Annotated in this window: 15 protein-coding genes; 2 read left to right on the forward strand and 13 right to left on the reverse strand. The window is 68.4% G+C overall.

Features of this window, described 5'->3' with window-relative positions; translation table 11 throughout:
- Positions 1–41 precede the first annotated feature (41 nt).
- From QXK92_RS04530 to QXK92_RS04570, 9 genes are all read right to left on the reverse strand, one after another.
- The gene (locus QXK92_RS04530; protein ID WP_306240478.1) at positions 42–782 is read right to left on the reverse strand and encodes a MerR family transcriptional regulator; all 741 of its coding nucleotides are present in this window, start codon (positions 780–782) and stop codon (positions 42–44) included.
- Positions 779–1,240, reverse strand: coding sequence for a glycogen accumulation regulator GarA (gene garA, locus QXK92_RS04535; RefSeq protein WP_306244192.1), 462 nt, complete (start codon positions 1,238–1,240; stop codon positions 779–781). The genes QXK92_RS04530 and garA overlap by 4 nt, the downstream gene beginning before the upstream one ends.
- A 264-nt stretch (positions 1,241–1,504) precedes the next feature.
- Positions 1,505–1,909, reverse strand: a complete 405-nt coding sequence (gene gcvH, locus QXK92_RS04540; RefSeq protein ID WP_306240479.1) for a glycine cleavage system protein GcvH — start codon at positions 1,907–1,909, stop codon at positions 1,505–1,507.
- A gap of 27 nt (positions 1,910–1,936) precedes the next feature.
- Entirely contained in the window at positions 1,937–2,782 is an 846-nt protein-coding gene (locus tag QXK92_RS04545; protein WP_306240480.1) for a DUF881 domain-containing protein, read from the reverse strand.
- A 13-nt stretch (positions 2,783–2,795) separates the two neighbouring features.
- Complete coding sequence (locus QXK92_RS04550; RefSeq protein ID WP_055579108.1) at positions 2,796–3,128, reverse strand: small basic family protein; 333 nt, start codon at positions 3,126–3,128, stop codon at positions 2,796–2,798.
- Positions 3,125–4,051 carry a DUF881 domain-containing protein gene (locus QXK92_RS04555; protein ID WP_306240481.1) on the reverse strand — a complete coding sequence of 309 codons (927 nt, stop codon included), beginning with the start codon at positions 4,049–4,051 and terminating at the stop codon, positions 3,125–3,127. Before QXK92_RS04555 ends, QXK92_RS04550 begins: the two co-directional genes overlap by 4 nt.
- The gene (locus QXK92_RS04560; RefSeq protein ID WP_306240482.1) at positions 4,044–4,634 is read right to left on the reverse strand and encodes a CDP-alcohol phosphatidyltransferase family protein; all 591 of its coding nucleotides are present in this window, start codon (positions 4,632–4,634) and stop codon (positions 4,044–4,046) included. The genes QXK92_RS04555 and QXK92_RS04560 overlap by 8 nt, the downstream gene beginning before the upstream one ends.
- A gap of 108 nt (positions 4,635–4,742) precedes the next feature.
- Positions 4,743–7,079, reverse strand: a complete 2,337-nt coding sequence (secA2, locus tag QXK92_RS04565; protein ID WP_306240483.1) for an accessory Sec system translocase SecA2 — start codon at positions 7,077–7,079, stop codon at positions 4,743–4,745.
- A gap of 23 nt (positions 7,080–7,102) precedes the next feature.
- Positions 7,103–8,758: an acetolactate synthase gene (locus tag QXK92_RS04570; RefSeq protein WP_306240484.1), complete on the reverse strand. Its 1,656-nt coding sequence runs from the start codon at positions 8,756–8,758 to the stop codon at positions 7,103–7,105.
- Positions 8,759–8,842: 84 nt separating this feature from the next.
- On the opposite strand from QXK92_RS04570, the gene QXK92_RS04575 reads away from it, so the two are divergent.
- Positions 8,843–10,771, forward strand: coding sequence for an ABC transporter ATP-binding protein/permease (locus QXK92_RS04575; RefSeq protein WP_306240485.1), 1,929 nt, complete (start codon positions 8,843–8,845; stop codon positions 10,769–10,771).
- 104 nt (positions 10,772–10,875) lie between these two features.
- Here the strand turns inward: QXK92_RS04575 and QXK92_RS04580 are convergent, their stop codons facing one another.
- The 3 genes from QXK92_RS04580 to QXK92_RS04590 form a co-directional block, all read right to left on the reverse strand.
- Entirely contained in the window at positions 10,876–12,369 is a 1,494-nt protein-coding gene (locus tag QXK92_RS04580) for an FAD-binding protein (RefSeq protein ID WP_306240486.1), read from the reverse strand.
- A complete protein-coding gene (locus tag QXK92_RS04585) occupies positions 12,366–12,866 on the reverse strand; it encodes a VOC family protein (protein WP_306244194.1) in 501 nt (166 codons plus the stop codon). Before QXK92_RS04585 ends, QXK92_RS04580 begins: the two co-directional genes overlap by 4 nt.
- A 100-nt stretch (positions 12,867–12,966) precedes the next feature.
- Entirely contained in the window at positions 12,967–13,656 is a 690-nt protein-coding gene (locus tag QXK92_RS04590; RefSeq protein ID WP_306240487.1) for a TetR/AcrR family transcriptional regulator, read from the reverse strand.
- Positions 13,657–13,768: 112 nt separating this feature from the next.
- Here QXK92_RS04590 and QXK92_RS04595 point away from each other — a divergent pair, with 112 nt between their 5' ends.
- The gene (locus QXK92_RS04595) at positions 13,769–14,209 is read left to right on the forward strand and encodes a nitroreductase/quinone reductase family protein (RefSeq protein ID WP_306240488.1); all 441 of its coding nucleotides are present in this window, start codon (positions 13,769–13,771) and stop codon (positions 14,207–14,209) included.
- Here QXK92_RS04595 and QXK92_RS04600 read toward each other — a convergent pair.
- Positions 14,206–16,893, reverse strand: coding sequence for a PE family protein (locus QXK92_RS04600; RefSeq protein WP_306240489.1), 2,688 nt, complete (start codon positions 16,891–16,893; stop codon positions 14,206–14,208). The genes QXK92_RS04595 and QXK92_RS04600 overlap by 4 nt on opposite strands.
- Positions 16,894–17,109 lie beyond the last annotated feature (216 nt).

Consider the following 17,109-nt stretch of genomic DNA (forward strand, 5'->3'; position numbering starts at 1 on the left):
CTCAATTCGCCGAATACCAGCTGTCGAACGAAGTCTAGTCCTCAGCGGTGCAGTACGTCGCGAACGGCGGACTTGATCAGTGAGGTGTGCAACGTGATCGCGAGTGCGGCGACCTCTCGTGCCAAGTCGTCGGCACGGTCGCGGGCACCGGCCTTGTCGGCTTTGACCAGCGGACCGGCGATCTGGGCGATCAGGTCCGACTGCCGGTCGGCCGCGGAACGGAACGCCCGCAGATGCCTGGGCTCGACGCCGTAATCGGCCAGCGCCCGTGCACATTGGAGAATCACCACGGCGTGTTCGTCGAAGAAACCGGCCGGCCCGGTGGTGATCACGCCGGCTTTCAGCAGGGCGGTCAGCAGCTCGCCGTCGACCCCCGAGCGTTCCAGCAGGTCTTCGCGACTGAGCCGGACACGGGTGGGCGCCACCGCATCGGCGGCGGCCGCCTCGGATCCGGCGCCGTCGGCCACCGACACCAATCGCGGTACTCCGTAGGGAGATCCGACTGTCGGCAGTTCTCCATCGGGCAGGGCGTCCAGCTGAGCCCGGATCACCTTCAACGGCAGATAGTGGTCCCGCTGTGCGGTGAGGATGAAGCGCAGTCGCGCACAGTCGTAGGCGGTGAACCTCCGATAACCCGACGCCGCACGCTGTGGCGTCACCAGCCCTTCGGCCTCCAGGAAACGAATCTTGGAGATTGTGACGTCGGGGAAGTCCGGTCGCAGCAGGTCCAGGACCGCCCCGATCGACATCCCGGCGAGCGCAGGGCTATCGGGCGCGGTCACTGGCCTCCGGATCCCCCGTCGTCGTCACCCTTGGGGCCGGTCAGAAACACCAGGCGGAACTTGCCGATCTGAACCTCGTCACCGTTGGCCAGCACGGCGGAGTCCACCGGCTCGCGATTGACGTAGGTGCCGTTCAGGCTGCCCACATCGACGACGTTGAACTCGCCGCCTTCCAAACGGAATTCGGCGTGCCGGCGGCTCACGGTCACGTCGTCGAGGAAGATGTCGCTGTCGGGATGCCGGCCCGCCGAGGTGATGGCCTGGTCCAGCAGGAAGCGCGACCCGGCATTGGGCCCGCGTTTGACGACCAGCAACGCCGAGCCCGCGGGGAGTCCCTCCACCCCGGACACCGAACTCTCGGTACCCGACTGAGTGGGCGCGTCCAGTTCGTTGAGGAAGTCGGCGCGGAAGACCGAGGTCGTCTCCACCGTGACTTCGTCACTCTGGTCGTTATCCATGTCCGTCACCCGCTGCTCCTCACTGGCCGCTGTGGCGTTCTCTGACCGGGCCGTTCGGCCGGTCGCCCACTCGGATCTACCGCTTGTACTGCGCTGCTGTCCACTGCTTGAAATAACTGATGTCTCGACCGTACCGCGCACGGGTCGGCCGTGTGCCGACCCCTGCAGGATCCTAAGCCCGACATCCCGGCTTCTCCTAGACCTGCCGAATCCCCCGACTCGTCCAGGATCCTGCCTCGCAACGCATTCGGACCTTAGCAACTCTCATTCGGTGAGGGTGCCGCGGTACGCCTCGGCGTCGAGCAGCCCGGCGATCGCCTCGTCCAGTCCGGCGACGCCGGCGCTGTCCACCTGGAGTTCCAGCAACCAGCCTTCGCCGTAGGGGTCGGAGTTCAGCAGCTGCGGCGTGCTTTCAAGATCCCCGTTGACCGCGGACACCTTGCCCGCGATCGGCGCGTACAGATCCGACACCGATTTCGTCGACTCCACCTCGCCGAAGGAATCGCCGGCACTGAGCTCGGCCCCCACGTCGGGCAACTGCACGAAGACGACGTCACCCAGCGCCGACTGGGCGAAATCGGTGATCCCGACCCGGACGGTGTCTTCCGCGCTGCGGCGAACCCACTCGTGTTCGGTGGTGTAGTGCAGATCGGACGGGATATCGGTCACGGTGATCCTGTTCTGGTCGGGGGTGGTTCACTTGCCGGGCTGAGCGTATTGGTGCTGTTTTGGTTGCCGCAAGGTGGTCACTTCGACGCGGTCGGACTGCTGTACCGACATGCGTCCGCCCACTCGTTTCACGCTGTCCTCTGCCCCACCCGGAATATTCATCGCGGCGGCCAGCGTGGGCGGATCACCAATCGCCAGAATCGAATACGGAGGGGAGAACGACTTGCTGTCGATGGTAAGGGCACCCGCCGAGCCGGTGACCCAGGTGTCCACGCCGACTCGCACGGACTGGCGGGTGTCGTTGATCTCGATCGCCTCGGCGCCGGCTGCCCGCAGCTCGTTGATCACGTCGAGCATCACTTCTGGCGCCACCCCCGGACCGGGATCGTCGATCTTCATCGTCACGCCGGGACCGGTGGCCCCGACCGCACCGGCCAGGATCGACAGAGCGGCCAACCTGGCCTGTGCGCTTTCGATCGCGGCCTGATCGGTGTTTCCGGAGGCCTGCAACGCATTAAGGGTGTTCTGCAGGTCGGCCACTTCGGTGCTCAGCGTCGCCTCGCGCTGCCGCAGCGAGTCGAGCAGCACCAACAGGTCTGCGGGACGAGCGGTTTCCAGCGAGTCGCCGGATTCGTTCTGACGCACCTGCGTGACGATCGCGATGCCCAGGACCAGGCAGAGCAGCACCGCCAGAGTGCCGAACACGAGTCGGGACCTACCGGCGGTCAGCGTCGCCCGCAGACCGGTCCGGCGCACGATCTCGCGCCGGGGGCGGTCGGCCGGAAGTTCGTGACGTCCGCGGTGTGCCGACTTGTCGGGTTTCTCGGGTTTCTCTTCGGGTTTTTCTTCAGGACCGGGCGGACCGGGTTCCATCTCAGCCACTCCGTCACGCCCCGAACAGCCGGCGGCGCAGCGCGGCCGCATTGCCGAAGATCCGGATTCCCAGCACCACGATGATTGCCGTCGACAGCTGGGTGCCGACGCCCAATTGGTCGCCGACGTAGACGATCAATGCGGCGACCAGCACATTGAACACGAACGAGACGACGAAGACCTTGGGGTCGAAGATGCGTTCCAGGTAGGCGCGCAGCCCGCCGAATACCGCGTCCAGCGCGGCGACCACCGCAATCGGCAGATACGGCTGGATGACCTCGGGCACGCTGGGATGGAACACCAATCCCAGCACGATGCCGATCACGAGCGCGGCGATACCGATCACTTGGGCCCAATCTCTCTGGCGAACTTGACGTCCCGGATCGCTCCGGCGGGCAGCGCCAGACTCTCGCCGAGGTTCACGTTGACGCCTACCCCGTAGGAGGCCTCCAGCAGCCTAAGCCGACGCAGTCCGGGGCTGCGATCGAAGGTGTCCCGCATCGCCTTCGACGGCCCGACCGCCAGGATGGTGTACGGACTTGAGGTCGGGTTGTTGTCGACCAGAATCGCTCCCCCGGCCTGCCGGATGGTCACGTTGGGCCCGATCCGGGCTCCGTCGACCGAGATGGCCTCGGCGCCACTGGCCCACAACGAATTCACGACGAGTTGCAGGTCACGGTCGAGGATGATCTGCTGACTGCCGCTCACCCGCTGCTTGGACGCATCGGACAAATTGGGGCCGGCGCCGGGGTCGGTCACCGTCAGCGTCAGGCCCGGGCCGGTCACCGGCGTGCTGGCCGCCGCCAGGCTGAGCGCGTCCAGACTGTTCAGCAGTCGTTGGCCCTCGGCGTCGTCGGCCAGAGCGAGGCGCTGCACCTGATCCACCTTCGCCGCCAGCGCGCTGCGCTGCTGGGCCAACCGGGTGGCGGTCGCCTGCGTCAGACGCACGTTGGTGGCCAACAGTTGCTGCGCAGAGCGCACCCCGGGTGCGACCGAGCGGGCCTGGGCCACCGCCGCCGCGAACACGGCTGCCACCAGGGTCGCGGCCAGCGCCTGCCACAGCCAGCTGAACGCCCGGTCACGCCCGGTCTCGGGTTCGGCGCGGCGATCCCGCTCGGCGGCTGCCGCGGCGTATCCGGGGTCGAGATGTTCGGACAGCAGCGCGCGCAACAACGACGGCACCGGGATGCGCTGGGGACGGGCCGCGTCGTGCGTGCTGTAGCCGGCGTTGGGGTCATAGCCGCCCAGCAGCCGGTCCGGCTCAGCCATGCCTGACCTTCGGCATCCGGCGCATCACCAGCACCATCTGCAGGATGTAGAGCACGAACGCCCACAAGTACATGTACAGGCCCCAGATGAGAAACGCCCAGCCGCAGGCCAGCACGACGCGGCTCCACAGCGCGTCCCACTGTCCCAGCAGGACCAGCGGGAAGCCGGACATCAGCGCGAACGTCGCGGCCTTGCCCACATAGGTGACCGGCAGCGCCGAGAGCCCGCGGCTCCACAACAGCGGCAGCGTTCCGGCCAGCGCCGCGTCGCGGGCCAGCAGCATCAGCACGAACCACCACGGGGCGATGCCGCTGATCGCGAACACGATCGGCACGGTCACCATGTAGAGCCGGTCGACGGCGGGGTCCAGCAGCATGCCCAGCCGCGACTGCTGGTTGAGCAGGCGGGCGATCTTGCCGTCCGCCCAGTCCGAGACCCCGCTGAACATCAGGATCGCCACCGCCCAGCTCAGCGTGTGCGTGACCAGCATGAGGTAGACGAAGACCGGGATGAGGCCAAGGCGGACGACGCTCAGCACATTGGGCACCGTCAGTACCCGGTTCTGCACGAGCACTGGCTCCATGTGCCGTGACATTAGCCCGCTGACGATGCGGTCCGCACGGCGGACCGAGAAGGAAGCGGGCAATCAGGCCCAGCCCGCTGACGATGCGGTCCGCACGGCGGACGGGACTCAGCGGAAGACGCCGGGCAGGCTCAGCGTGGACAGCGTGTCGTCGGACAGTGGGTTGTCGTTGACCATGTAGGTCCACGTGGACGTTGGGCGGGCGAGCTTGGACAGATCCAGGCCCGGCTCGTCCTCGAGAATGTTCGCCGTCTCGAACGTCTGCTGGGCTGCCTCGATGGCGTCGGCGGCCAGCGACGCGAACGCGTCCACCGCCATCCGGTGGAACTCGTCGAGCGGGTTCTGCCGGCCCAGCGCGCGCAGGTGGATGCTCTCGCGGATGTCGGCCAGATACGCCAGGTGATCGGCCCAGCCACGGTCGAGGTGATACAGCATGATCAGCCGGCAGATCTTCTCCAGGCGTTCCTCGGAGATCTCCTCGCGCAGCTCCTTGTACCGCTTGGGCGCCAGCTCCTCCAGCTCTTCGCGCGCAGTTGGCGTGCGCAGCAAAGTGTTTCGCCGGTCGACGATGATGGCGCGTTGCTGGGCGATGAGCTGGTTGTAGCGCCAGGTGTTCGCGTGCACGTCGAGCAGGCGGCCCTCGGCGACGCGCTGCGCATGATCGAGCAGCGCGTTGGTCTTGGGACTCAGGATGCGACCGTCCTCGTCGGTCTCGGTGGGCAGCTTGTTGCTGTCGAGATTGGCCGCCACCACGTCGTCTTCCCAACTCGAGAAGAACACCGACGAGCCCGGGTCCCCCTGGCGACCGGCCCGGCCGCGCAGCTGATTGTCCAGGCGCTCGGTGTGGTGCCGTCCGGTGCCGACCACGTGCAGTCCGCCCAGCTCGGCGACGCGGTCGTGGTCGGACTCGTCGGACCCGCCCAGGCGGATGTCGGTGCCCCGACCGGCCATCTGGGTGGATACCGTGACCGAGCCGTAGGTACCGGCCTCGGCGATCACCTGAGCCTCTTCGGCGTCGTTCTTGGCGTTCAGCAGCACCGCCGGCACACCGCGTTTGGTCAGCCGCTCGTAGAGGTCCTCGGATTCGGCCACGTCGCGGGTCCCGACCAGGACCGGCTGCCCCGTCTCGTGCACCTCGGCGATGTGCTCGACGATCGCGTCGTTCTTGGCGGCGGCGGTGATGTAGACCCGGTCCGACTCGTCCTCGCGGATATTCGGGGTGTTCGGCGGTATCGGCGACACCCCGAGTTTGTAGAACTGGCGCAGCTGCTCACCGGCAGCCAGCGCGGTGCCGGTCATGCCGCAGACCGTGGTGTAGCGGTTGATCAGGGCCTGCACCGTGATGGTGTCGAGGACCTCGCCCGTCTCGGTGGTCTCGATGCCTTCCTTGGCCTCGACGGCCGCCTGCAGCCCGTCCGGCCAGCGCTGCAGCTGGGCGATGCGGCCGCGGGAGGAATTGATCAGGTGCACCGCGTCGTCGCGCACGATGTAGTGGACGTCGCGCTGCAGCAGCACGTGCGCGTGCAGGGCGACGTTGATCTCGGTGAGCGTGGTGCCGACATGTTCCTCGGAGTACAGGTCGATGCCGCCGAGGGCCTTCTCGAGCTTGCGGGCGCCCATCTCGGTCAGGTGCACATTGCGGCTGTCGGCGTCGGTGGCGAAGTAGTCGTCGGCGTTCTTGTGGTGGACGAGCTGACCGACGAGCTTGATGATCTCGAGCCGCGGCGTCTCCCGGTGGGTGGTGCCGGCGAGCACCAGCGGCACCAGCGCCTCGTCCACCAGCACCGAGTCGGCCTCGTCGATCAACGCGACGTCGGGGTTGGGCGACACCAGGTCGTCGACGTCGGTGACCAGCTGGTCGCGCAGCACGTCGAAGCCGATCTCGTTGATCGACGCGTAGGTGACGTTGCAGCCGTAGGCCGTTCTGCGTTCCTCGCTGGTCGACTCGGCGGTGATCCAGCCGACTGTCAGTCCCATCGCCTCGATCAGGGGTCCCATCCACTCCGCGTCCCGGCGGGCCAGGTAGTCGTTGATTGTCACCACATGTACGTGTCGCCCCGCCAGGGCATAGCCGGCCGCGGCGATAGCCCCGGCCAGCGTCTTGCCTTCGCCGGTGGCCATTTCGATCACGTCACCGGCCAGCATCCGCAGCGCCCCGAGCAACTGCACGTCGAACGGACGCAGGCCGGTCGCGCGCTCGCCCGCTTCCCGTGCGATCGCCAGGAACTGCGGAATGTCGGAAGAGTCGGCCAGATCGTCCAGGTTGAGCAGCCCGGCGGCCTTACGCAGCTTCTCGTCGTTGAGGTCGGCGGCTTCCTTCTCGTACTCCTCGGAATCGGTCACCACGGCCATCGAGCGGCTGCGGTTCTTTTCCGTCGTGGCGCCGAGCAGGCGCCAAAAGCGGCTGCTCAGCCGTCCGGGCTGGGAGCGGGTGGTCTTCGGCACAGCCCCACGGTACGCGGTTGGCATCAGGCCAGGTTGGATCGGCGCGGGTAGGCCACGCTCGGGTCGGTGAGGACATTGACGACGGCCGGCATGCCGCTGGCGAACGCGCGTTCCAGCGCCGGGCGCAGCTCCGCCGGCGCCGCCACCAACTCACCATGGGCGCCCAGCGCGCGGGCCACCTCGTCGTACCGGGTTCCCGGGCGCAGCTCGGCCACCACCGAATAGCCGTACAACGCCTCCATCGGGTGCTTCTCCAGCCCCCAGATGCCGTTGTTGCCCACCACCGACACCACCGGCACGCCGTGCCGGACCAGGGTGTCCCACTCCATGCCGCTGAACCCGAACGCGCCGTCGCCCTGCAACAGGACCACCTGACGGTCGGGGTGAGCCAGCTTGGCCGCCAGCGCGTACCCGGGGCCCGAACCCAGGCACCCGAAGGGACCGCTGTCCAACCAGCAGCCGGGCTGGTAGCTGTCGATCACCCGGCCGGCGTAGGACCCGAAGTCGCCGGCGTCGATCACGACGATGGCGTCGCGGTCCAGCAGCGGAGCCAGTTCGGCATATACGCGCATCGGGTGCAGTGGGATGCGGTCTTCGGCGAGTTCGGCCCGCTCCAGATCCCGCGCCGCGCTCTCAGCGGTGCGCAGGCCGTCGACCCAATCCTGCTGCCCAGGCGTGCCGGCGCCCGCCAGCGCGGACAGGATGTCGCTCAGGTCGCCATACAGTTCGGCGGCGACAGGACGCGGGTGGGCGCGCTCCGGGCGGGCGCGGTCGACCACGATGAGTTGGGTGTCGGCGCCGAAGACGCCGCCGAAGCCGAGCCGGAAATCCATCGGCACACCGACGATCAGCGCGACATCGGCCCCGCCCAACGCTTTTGAGCGGGCCCGCGAGAACGCCAGCGGGTGGTCGGCGGGCACCACACCGCGCGCCATCCCGTTCATCAGCACCGGGATCCGCAGCTCCACGGCCAGCCGCAGCAGTGCGGTTTCGCCGTGCCCCCACCAGACATTGGTGCCGGCCATGATCACCGGCCGCTGGGCTTTTGCCAACAGCTCGACGGCCCGGTCCAAGGCGCCGCCGTCCACGGCGGGCGGTTGCGGCAGGTCGCTCAGGGCGCCCGGGCGGCCGTCGTCCTCGGCCATCGAGAAGACGTGATCCATCGGGAAGTCGACGAATCCGACACCCGAGGGGGCGCCGACCGAGGCCCGCAAGGCCTGGTCCAGCAGCAGGCCGGCATCCTGCCCCGACTGTGCGGTCGCGGCAAACCGGGACAGCGGCGCGACGAACGGCACGTGGTCGATCTCCTGCAGCGAACCCATCCCCCAGCGCAATGCCGGTGCCCGGCCGCCGAGTACCACCAGCGGCGACTGATTCTGCTGGGCGGCCGCCATGGCGCTCATCCCGTTGGTGATGCCGGGCCCCGCCGTCAGTGCGGCCACCCCGGGCACCCGGGTCACCTTGGACCAGCCCTCGGCGGCAAAGGTGGCGGTCTGCTCGTGACGGGTGTCGATCAGCCGGATCCCCTCGTCACGGCAGCCGTCGTAGATGGAGAACAGGTGGCCGCCCGAGAGGGTGAAAAGCGTGTGGATGCCGCTTGCCTTGAGCCGGCGAGCGATGAGCCGGCCGGCGTGCACGGTTTGGGTGGGAGCGGCTTCACTGGTCGCTTCAGTGGTCATTGACGCAGCCTATCCACCGGCCTTCCGGTACCTTCGCCGGAGGATTTCTGTTGCGCAGCAGTTCGACTCTGAGGAGACAACACCGTGGGTCCGAAGCCGTTTACGCCGTCGATCGACTGGTCTCATGCGTTGCTGGATTCGCTGCGGTGGACGGCGATCGCGTGGACGATCAGCGCGGTTGCGCTGCTGTTGATGCTGGTGGTGTTCCGGTTCGTCACCCCCTGGGGCCGCCAGTTCTGGCGGATCACCGGGGGCTACTTCACCGGCCGCCACAGTATCCGGGTCTGGCTGATGTTCGGTGTGCTGCTGCTCTCGGTGGTGCTGGCGGTGCGTCTGAATGTGTTGTTCAGCTACCAGGGCAACGACATGTACACGGCTCTGCAGAAGGCCTTCCAGGGCGCCGCCGGCGACAACGACGTCGTGAAAAACTCTGGTGTGCATGGCTTTTGGATGTCGATTGGGATCTTCAGCATCATGGCCGTCATCCACGTGTCCCGGGTGATGGCCGACATCTACCTAACGCAGCGCTTCGTGGTCGCCTGGCGGGTGTGGCTGACCGACCATCTCACCGGGGACTGGCTGGAAGGCCGGGCCTACTACCGCGACCTGTTCATCGACGAGACGATCGACAACCCCGACCAGCGCATCCAGCAGGACATCGACATCTTCACCGCCGGCACGGGCAACGGCCCGAATCAGCCGGGCACCGGAACCGGCAGCATTCTCTTGTTCGGCGCCGTGCAATCGGTGATCTCAGTGGTGTCCTTCACCAGCATCCTGTGGAATCTGTCCGGCACGCTGACGATCTTCGGCGTCTCCTTCCCGCGCGTGATGTTCTGGACCGTCATCGTCTACGTGCTGGTGGCCACGATCATCTCGTTCATCATCGGTCGTCCGTTGATCTGGCTGAGTTTCCGAAACGAGAAGCTCAATGCCGCCTTCCGGTATGCGCTGGTGCGGCTGCGCGACGCGGCGGAGGCGGTCGGCTTCTACCGGGGCGAGCGGGCCGAGCGCACCCAGCTACGCAAGCGGTTCGCCCCCGTCATCGACAACTACCTGCACTACGTCAACCGCAGCGTCGGCTTCTACGGCTGGAACCTCGCGGTGAGTCAGGCGATCGTGCCGTTGCCCTGGCTGATTCAGGCCCCCCGATTGTTCGCCGGGACAATCGATTTCGGCGATGTCAGCCAGACGGCGTCCTCGTTCGGCAACATCTCGGATTCCCTGTCGTTCTTCCGCAATGCCTACGATGCGTTTGCGTCGTACCGGGCGGCCATCATTCGGTTGCACGGGTTGGTGGAAGCCAACGAGCAGGGACGCGCATTGCCGGCCGTGCTGGCCCTGCCGAGCACCGACGGTTCGGTGCAGATCGACAACGTCGAGGTGCGCAAGCCCGACGGCGACCGGTTGATCGACCCGTTGGACGTGCGGCTGGAGACCGGGGACTCGCTGGTGATCACCGGCCGTTCCGGATCGGGCAAGACCACCCTGCTGCGCAGTCTCGCCGAACTGTGGCCGTTCGCCACCGGAACGCTGCATCGCCCCGGCGGTGAGAACGAGACAATGTTCCTGTCGCAGCTGCCGTACGTGCCGCTGGGCGATCTGCGGTCGGTGGTGTGCTACCCCTTGGCGACCGACAATGTGTCCGATTCCGAGTTGCACGATGTCCTGACCAAAGTTGCTCTCGCGCCCTTGATTTCCCGCCTCGACGAGGATCAGGACTGGGCCAAGGTGCTCTCGCCGGGTGAGCAGCAACGGGTTGCGTTCGCGCGGATCCTGCTCACCAAACCCAAGGCGGTATTCCTCGACGAGGCCACCTCGGCGCTGGATCCCGGTCTCGAGTATGCGCTGTATCACCTGGTGCGCACCGAACTGCCGGACACCATCGTGATCAGCGTCAGCCACCGGCCCACCGTCGAGCAACACCACGAGCGGCACCTGGAACTGCTCGGTCAAGCCCAGTGGCGACTCGGTCCGGTCGAGACGAAAGCCGTTGCCTCGGAAACGACTTAAGCGCTCACGGCCCGCCGGGCCGCGTGCGCTCCGGCGGTGTGGGATGGCGCCTACGCGCTCACGGCCCGCCGGGCCGCGTGCGCTCCGGCGGTGTGGGATGGCGCCTACGCGCTCACGGCCCGCCGGGCCGCGTGCGCTCCGGCGCGGCGGCCGAAGAAGGAGCCCTCCCCCAGCTGCGTTCCGCTGGCATATCCCTTGCCGTCCTGGGCGAGGTTGGACGCACAGGCCCCCGCCGCGTACAGCCCCGGGATGACGCTGCCGTCGGCCCGCTGCACTTCCCCGTCAAGGGTGACCGCCAGACCGCCCATGGTGAATCCCGAGTACATCGCCCGCCCGAGCGACAGGTCGAATACCGCCCATGGGCTTTTATCCTGTGGCGCAACGTATTCGGGCTGTTTATGGAAGTCCGGGTCCTCGCCCTTGGCGGCGAATTCGTTGTAGCGGTCCAGGGATGCGGCGAGATTGCCCGCCGGTATGCCCAGGGCCGTCTCCATCTCGGCGATGGTCTCGTACCCGTCGAGGAATTTGATCAGCGGCATCGCCGGCATCTGCATGTGTGCTTCGTCGACGATCAGGTAGGCGGTCTGCTCCGGCTGTTCGAGCACGAAGGCCGAAGTGCGCGAGTGGTAGGAGTCCTCCGCAACGAAACGTTTGCCGTCCTTGTTGACGATGATGCCCGTCAGCAGGATCTCCGGCGGATAAGCCGCCGCGGTGATGAACAGCTCGTCCATGTATTTGGTGGCACCCCCGGCCGACTCGCCCAGCCGGATGGCCAGCCCGTCGTCGTGTGGATTGCCCAGGATGTACGGCGCCACCAGGCCATGGTGCTTGGTGCGCCGCGGCTGACCCAGCGCCGGCGTGTGCTCGGCGACCATGTCGGGGTTCATCGCGAAGCCGCCGGCCGCGATGACAACCGCTTTCGCCCGCACCGCGCCGGTGTCGGAGAAGTGCTTCCAGCTCACGCCGACAACCGCGCCGTCGTTGTCGACGATCAGGTTGGTGACCCCGGTCTCGTACTGGACCTGCACGCCGAGTTCGTCAGCGCGTTTGACCAGCAGGTCGATCACCATCGCTGCGCCGCCCAGTTCACCGGGCACCGGCACGGAGTGTCCGCGCGGCGCGGGCTTGGCCTGCTCGCAGAACGGCCACACCTTCTCGTTGCCCGTGTAACTCAGCCCCTCGGTGCCCGGCGGCACCACCACCTTGCCGGGGTAGTAACTGCGCTCGAACTGAAAGCCAAGTGCCTCAAGCCAATTGAAATGCTCGACACTGTCCTCGCAATAGGCGCGGATCTTGTCGAGCTCGGGCTCACGGGACACCGCGACCAGGTACTTGTACATCTCCTCGGGAGAGTCGGCATGACCGGTCGCCTCCTGGACCGCGGTGCCGCCGCCCAGATAGAAATGGCCGCCGGCCATGGCGGTGGTCCCACCGGCGGCGGCTGCCCGTTCCAGTACGAGTACCCGTGCGCCCGCGGCGGCGGCGCTGATCGCCGCGCAGCCACCGGCGATGCCGAAGCCGATCACCAGCACGTCGACCTCGTCCGACCAGGACTCGACCGTGTCCACGTTGACCGTGGTGGGGATGTCGGTGCTCACCGCTGCTCCTGTTTTATGTAGTCGTAGAACGCTTTGATCTCGGGCGAGAGGTACGCGATCTCCACAAACGGGACACCCGCCTGCGGCGCGCTGACGTAGGCGAAGTGAATGCCGCCGGGCATGACGCCCTGTTGCACCACCTCAGCATCGTGACGGGCCGCGTCGGCAAGTGCGGCGTCGAACGCATCCAGTGATTCGGCCTCCATGCATATGTGGTGCAGACCGGGGCCATGGTCCCGCAGAAATTCACTATAGATATTCTCTCCGCGGACCGGCGCGATCAGTTCCAGCTGCATGTCTCCGAGGTAGCTCAGTGAAATGCCCGCGACGAAGTCGGCAGGCTCACCGCGGAAGCTGCAGGTGTCCGGCGCAAAGTGGACGTCGGGTATCCGCACCCACTTGCGAGCGCCTAAAAGCCCGGTGAGAGCCGTTTCCGTGGCCTCGAGGTCCGGCGTCACCCAGGCGATCTGGATCGGTGACGCAGCAAGAAAGTTCATCGTCACGCAGACTATCGCAGCGCGCGGTCGGCAGAAAGAACGGGGAAAAACTTTGCCGCCGAGGCCAGCACCCGCCGCGCGGCAGCCTGCTGAACATGTTCTAGTTCGGCTGGTCGAACAGGCCGATCAGCAACCGGACCTGGGTGTCGAACACGCTCCTGGGGTCGGTCACGGTGTCGGACCCGTACTGCTGGAACACCTCCATGCTGATCGCCCCCAGCACGCCGGCCCACAACAGGAAGCAACGGGCCATCACGCGATCGTCGCCCGGAAAGCCGAACTCGCGCCGGATGCGTTCGAAATCAGACGACATCGGTTGCGGCGCAGCATCACTGGTCAGCTTGATGTCGCCCGTCGTGATTCCGGTCGCGATGGCGTCGAACAGGTCTGCGACCACGCGGGTGCCGACTCCCACCGTGCGGTCCGGCGGCGCGTGGTATCCGGGTACCGGGCTGCCGTACAGCAGCGCCCAGCGCGCCGGGTGCGCGACAGCCCAGGCGCGCACCGCGTGCGTGATGGCCAGCACGTCGTCGCTCCAGAAGTCGCTCTCGGTGCCGTCGCGGGCCTGGCGCACCGCGTCGGCCAGGTCGGAGTAGGCGTCGACAAGGAGCAGGGTCAGCAGTTCGTCCCGGTTGGCGACGTAGCGGTAAACGGCCGAGGAAACCATGCCCAACTCGCGGGCGATGGCACGCAGCGACAACCCGGTCGCACCGTGCTCCACCAGGTGGCGGCGCCCGAGTTCGATGATCTTCGCCTCGATCTGCTCCCGCGATTCCTGGCGTGTGCCCACGGGGTCAAGTCTGGCAGGACCGAGATCACCGCTCTTGCTTTTCGGTCACGGTTGTGACACGGTCAACCCAATGCGAGAGCAGTGCTCTCGTATTGGGTTGAGGGAGGTCAGCATGTCCACGCAGTATCAACAACCGACTGCGGCCGCCCGGTCCGCAAATGCGGTGATCCGCTGGCTCGCCGAACTGGGCATCAGCATCGCCGGGACCCGGGCGCTGCGAGTGCGAGGCCGCAAGACCGGGAAGCCGCGCAGCGTGGTGGTCAACCTGCTGATCCTCAACGGGGACGAGTATCTCGTGTCGCCCCGCGGCAACACGCAGTGGGCGCGCAATGTCAGGGCCGCCGGGGTCGTCGAAACCGGCCCGCGCTGGCGACGGCGACGGGCCACTGTCACCGAGGTCGCCGACGACGGTAAACCCGAGATCCTGCGCCGGTATCTGCAGCGGTGGTACTGGCAGGTGAAGGATTACGTGGGCGGCGTGAGGCCCGATTCCGGCGACGACGAGTTGCGCGCCGTCGCGACCCGCATTCCGGTGTTCGCACTCGCTCGTTAAGGGGTGCCGGTAGTCCCTGGGGATCCGTCCAAGCCGTCGGCGCCGGCCGCGCCCCCCAGGCCACCGGTGCCGCCGGCACCGGCGCTGACCTGCGCGTAACCCAAGCCATCGCCGCCGTCGCCACCAGGACCGCCGCTGCCGGCGGGTTGCGTCGCGTTGCCGCCGTTACCGCCGTCCCCGCCCGCGGCGGTGGCTGTGGAAGTGGCCTGCAACACGACGGCGTCGCCGCCGCGCCCGCCCGCGCCGCCACCGGCACCGCCGTCGGCTCCATCGCCACCGCGGCCGGCCGTAGCAGTCGCTGTCGACGTCTCACTGCCAATCAAGGCCGAGCCGCCCTCGCCGCCTGCACCGCCGGTCGCGGCGGCACCGCCGGCGGTCCCGGCCGCGCCGTTGCCGCCCACTGCGTTTCCGGAACCCTCGCTGGCCGCATCACCGCCGCGGCCGCCTGCGCCGCCGCCGCCCCCGCCGGTGCCGCCACGCGCTCCGTCGGCGCCGATGGCGTCGCCGCTGCCCAAATTCCTGGCATCGCCGCCCCTTCCGCCCGCTCCGCCGCTGCCGGTCGCACTGTCCCCGCCGGCGCCACCGGCGGCACCAAAGGCATCGACCGTCGACGATGCGCCGGCATACCCCAGTCCGCCTCGTCCACCGTCACCCCCATTGCCGGATGTTCCCGACCCGCCGGCGCCGCCCACAGCGGCAATCGCGGTTGTCGTGCCCTCGGTTCCCGCGGCACCACCCTCACCGCCGAACCCTCCGGTGACACCGGCGCCGCCGGCTCCACCCACACCGCCGGTGGCGAGCCCCGGCGACGCGATGTTGTTCGTATACGCCAACCCGCCTGCTCCGCCGTCGCCTCCGCTGGCGCTGATGCCGACGCCCCCGGCCCCGCCCGCGCCGCCGACAGCGTCGCCAATGCCGCGGCTTTCTACGAATCCGCCTCCCCCGCCATAGCCGCCGGCGGTTCCCGTGCCGCCGGCACCGCCGGCGCCGCCGGTCGCCGTGGCCGCAGACGTCTCGTTGTCGATGATCGCGCTGCCGCCACCGCCGCCGTTACCGCCTGCGGAGGTGACACCGCCGTCCGTGCCGGCGGCGCCGGCTCCGCCGAATGCGTTCCCGGTGCCCGAGTGAAGCACATCGCCGCCACTGCCTCCGGCGCCACTACCAGCAGGTCCGACGCCGGCAGTCCCGCCCTTGCCACCGAAGGCGTCGCCGCTCCCTTCATGGAACGCACCTCCGCCGCGGCCGCCGTCGCCACCCACGCCTACCGTCGCGGCACCTCCAGCCCCGCCGGTCCCGCCGGTGGCGGTTCCCACCCCATAGCCTCGCGATACGCCCCCGTCGCCGCCGTAGCCGCCGGCGGCCCCGGTCCCGCCGTCGCCGCCGGTGCCGCCCACGCCGGAGTCGCCGATTCGTCCTCCCGTGCCGCCGGTGCCGGCGGCCCCGCCGCGTCCGGCGTCACCGCCCGTCCCACCGGTGCCGCCATCGCCTGCACCGATCCCGTCGCCTCCCCTGCCGCCGGTGCCCCCGGTTCCGCCCGTACCGCCGTTACCGTTGACACCGCCGTTGCCAGCCCCGCCAGTGCCACCGACGCCTCCGGTTCCACCTTGAGCGCCCATGACACCGCCGCCGTTAAAGCCCGTGCCGGTTTCGCCTTCCAGCCCCGTACCACCCGTACCCCCGGTGCCCCCGGTCCCGCCGGTGCCCGCGCCGCCCGTGACCGCCCCACTGCCGCCAAGACCGGCGGCCCCGCCTGTGCCACCGGCACCACCGATCCCGGCACCGGAGCCACTGTCTGCTGCGCCCGCGCCACCGTGGCCGCCCATCCCGCCGGTGCCACCCACACCGCCGTTGCCGCTACTGCCGCTCGTACCCGAGTTGCCGCCGAAGAATCCGGACGCGCCACTGGCTCCGCCCGCCCCGCCGACGCCGCCCATACCGCCCTGACCACCGGTCTGACCTGCGCCGCCGGCCCCGGCATTCACTCCGTCAACACCGGCGGTTCCGGCTAGGCCCGCTCCGCCCGTCCCCCCGACGCCGCCCGCGCCGCCGATGCCGCCGCCGCCGCCGGCGCCCCACAGCAATCCGCCGTTACCGCCGGCTCCACCAGTGCCGCCGGCCCCGCCGGTGCCACCTTGAACGCCCGCGCCGCCGGTGGCCCCGGTCAGGCCGATACCGCCGGCACCGCCCCGGCCGCCGTTGCCGAAAAGGCCGGCATCGCCGCCCCGGCCGCCGGACTGCCCGGCCGCTCCGGACCCGCCGTTGCCCCCGTTGCCCCACAGCAGCCCACCTGCCCCGCCGTTGGCTCCGGTTCCTGCTGCGCCGTCGGCGCCATTGCCGATCAGCGGTCGGCCCAACAACATTCGGGTGGGGGCGTTGACCACCTCGAGCACCAACTGTTCGGCGCTGGTCACTTCGGCGGATGCGTAGGCATTGGCGCTCCCCATCAGGGTGCGCACGAACTGGTCATGAACCGCGGCCGCCTGGCCGCTGAAGGTCTGATAGGTCTGGCCGTGGAGGGAAAACAGGGCCGCGATAGCCGCCGACACCTCGTCTTCGGCCGCGGCCAGCACACTGGTCGTGGCGCCGGCCACCATCTGGTTGGCGGTGCTGACTACCGATCCGATTCCGGCGACGTCTGCGGCTGCTGCCGTCATCGCTGCGGGGAACGCGATCACCTGCGACATGAAACGGGCCCTGTCTTTCTATGTGGTGAGGGGATGTGATGATCCCGGGGGCCCGATCCCGGCAAAGTCCCGATCGTGGGCCGTCGGCTGCCACCGTTCCTGTGATCGGCGACCCCGAAGGACCCAGGCTCGGATCGTAACTTCGGTTTTCAGAAAAATGCCTGATTTCCAGCAATTCTCCTCGACTATTTCGGCCGTTGATTTGGCTGCCTAATT

It is taken from the genome of Mycobacterium sp. TY815 (assembly GCF_030755135.1).
Classification (GTDB): domain Bacteria; phylum Actinomycetota; class Actinomycetes; order Mycobacteriales; family Mycobacteriaceae; genus Mycobacterium.